Raw genomic sequence first — 2,507 nt, 5'->3', positions numbered from 1 at the left:
TGAGCCTGAACAATCTGGGAATTGCAAAACGTAACATTGAGCGCGCTGACCGTATCGCAGTAGAGAGGCTGTCTCGCTTGGGTGTTGCCACCATTCATGAGGCGATGGGCCGAGTCGGCCTGATGAAGCCTAACATTCGTCCGATCTACAGTGGTGCCCATATCTGCGGTCCGGCTGTGACGGTTCTGATGCAGCCCGGTGACAATTGGATGCTGCACGTCGCCGCGGAGCTATTGCAACCGGGCGATATCTGCGTCGCGGCCTGTACCGCAGATAGCACAGATGGTTTCTTCGGTGATTTACTCGCGACGTCTTACAAGTCACGCGGAGCCAAGGGCCTGATCATCGACGGCGGTGTGCGCGATGTGAAAGATCTGACGGCCATGGGCTTTCCAGTATTCAGCCGTGCCATCCATGCCAAGGGCTGTACCCGTGCCACGCTTGGCTCAGTGAATATTCCCGTGGTCTGCGCTGGAGCCATCGTCAACCCTGGGGATGTGGTGGTTGCCGACGATGATGGAGTTGTCGTTGTACCGGCAGCCTTAGCGCAACGGGTCGCCGATGCGGCTGAAGCGCGCGAGAACAATGAGGTCGCCAAGCGTGCACGTTTTGCCGCGGGTGAACTGGGCCTTGACATGTATTCGCTGCGTGAGCCGCTGGCCAATGCCGGCCTCAAGTACATAGACTAAACAGGTACGACAAAAAAGTCATGGAATTTACTAAAACTTCCGGCTGGCTTGACTGGTGCGCTGTTCCCTCAAAACCGAATTTTAAGCTGCCAGCCGGCGCTATCGATGCGCACTGCCATGTTTTCGGACCAGGTGGTGAGTTTAACTATGCGCCGGAACGTAAATACACCCCCTGTGATGCCAGTAAGCACCAGCTCTATGCCCTACGCGAACATCTTGGCTTTGACCGCAACGTCGTCGTTCAGGCCACCTGCCACGGAGCCGACAATCGGGCGCTGCTCGATGCGTTACGCAATAGCGCAGGAAAAGCCCGTGGTGTAGCGACCGTACGCCGTAGTGTCAGTGATGCCGAACTGCAGGCGATGCACGATGCTGGTGTCCGCGGTGTCCGCTTCAATTTCGTCAAGCGTCTGGTCGATTTCACGCCTAAGGACGAACTGCTGGAAATTGCTGGTCGTATCGCCAAGTTGGGCTGGCATGTTGTGATCTACTTCGAGTCGGTCGACCTGCCTGAGCTGTGGGATTTTTTTACATCACTGCCAACTACGATCGTGGTCGATCATATGGGCCGGCCTGATGTCGCGAAGTCGGTCGATAGCTCGGAGTTTGAGCTGTTCCTGACGTTTATGCGTGAGCATCCTAATGTCTGGAGCAAAGTCAGCTGCCCGGAGCGTCTGTCGGTCACCGGTCCCAAAGCGCTGAGTGGCGAACGTAACGCCTACGCCGATGTAGTGCCATTCGCTCGGCGGGTAGTCGAAGAATTCCCAAATCGCGTATTGTGGGGGACGGACTGGCCGCACCCCAATCTCAAGGACCACATGCCGGACGACGGTTTGCTGGTCGACTTCATCCCGCACATCGCACCAACGTCAGAATTGCAGCAAAAGATGTTGGTCGATAATCCGATGCGGCTTTACTGGCCAGAAGAGGTGTAAATAATGGCGCTTGAAAAACCGTACCAAGATATACCAGGAACCATCATCTTCGATGCCGAACAATCGCGTAAAGGCTACTGGTTAAACCAGTTTTGCATGTCGCTGATGCAGGCGGAGAACCGAGCCTGCTTCAAGGCAGACGAGCGTGCCTATCTCGATACCTGGCTGATGAGCGAAGAACAGAAACAAGCTGTGCTGGCCCGTGACCTCAATTGGTGTATGCGCACCGGTGGCAATATCTATTTTCTAGCCAAGATAGGTGCCACTGACGGCAAGAGCTTTCAGCAGATGGCCGGCTCTATGACCGGTATGAGCGAGGAGGAGTATCGCGACATGATGGTCAATGGCGGCCGCTCCGCAGAAGGCAATCGTTATCTGGGTGAAGAAGGTGATGCACAACCCCACCACCAGCCACAAGGTTGGGCCGAACAGAAAGGAAAGCAATAATGGCACGCATTACTGCCTCAGTTTATACCTCGCATGTGCCGGCCATCGGTGCTGCACTTGATCTTGGCAAAGCAGGAGAGGATTACTGGAAGCCGGTGTTCTCAGGCTACGACTACGCCAAACAGTGGATTAAGGATAGTAAGCCCGATGTCGTCTTTTTGGTTTACAACGACCACGCAACGGCCTTTTCGCTCGACTTGATCCCGACTTTTGCGCTCGGCACCGGCAGCGAATTTAAGGTCGCCGACGAAGGCTGGGGCCCGCGGCCGGTACCGACCGTTCATGGTCATCCAGAATTGGCGGCGCACATCGCTCAGTCTGTCATTCAGGACGATTTTGATCTGACCCTAGTCAACAAGATGGAAGTCGATCACGGTCTGACCGTGCCACTGTCGCTGATGTTCGGTCAAACCGACGCCTGGCCATGCAAAATCAT

Annotated in this window: 3 protein-coding genes and 1 pseudogene; all 4 read left to right on the top strand. The window is 55.4% G+C overall.

What is annotated here, in order from left to right; translation table 11 throughout:
• A partial coding sequence (gene ligK, locus ACRC1E_RS07980) for a 4-carboxy-4-hydroxy-2-oxoadipate aldolase/oxaloacetate decarboxylase (RefSeq protein WP_438514571.1) occupies nucleotides 1-689 on the top strand: 689 nt, incomplete at its 5' end.
• Between the two features lie 20 nt (nucleotides 690-709).
• Nucleotides 710-1,624, top strand: a complete 915-nt coding sequence (locus ACRC1E_RS07975; RefSeq protein WP_438514570.1) for an amidohydrolase family protein — start codon at nucleotides 710-712, stop codon at nucleotides 1,622-1,624.
• Nucleotides 1,625-1,627: 3 nt separating this feature from the next.
• Entirely contained in the window at nucleotides 1,628-2,071 is a 444-nt protein-coding gene (gene ligA / locus ACRC1E_RS07970; RefSeq protein WP_438514569.1) for a protocatechuate 4,5-dioxygenase subunit alpha, read from the top strand.
• A pseudogene (locus ACRC1E_RS07965) lies at nucleotides 2,071-2,507 on the top strand (protocatechuate 3,4-dioxygenase); the annotation flags it as partial. The gene ligA and the pseudogene ACRC1E_RS07965, both read left to right, overlap by 1 nt.

The sequence above is a fragment of the Craterilacuibacter sp. genome, from assembly GCF_051659485.1.
Taxonomy (GTDB): Bacteria; Pseudomonadota; Gammaproteobacteria; order Burkholderiales; family Chromobacteriaceae; genus Craterilacuibacter.
This window is presented reverse-complemented; position numbering and strand designations above follow the sequence as displayed.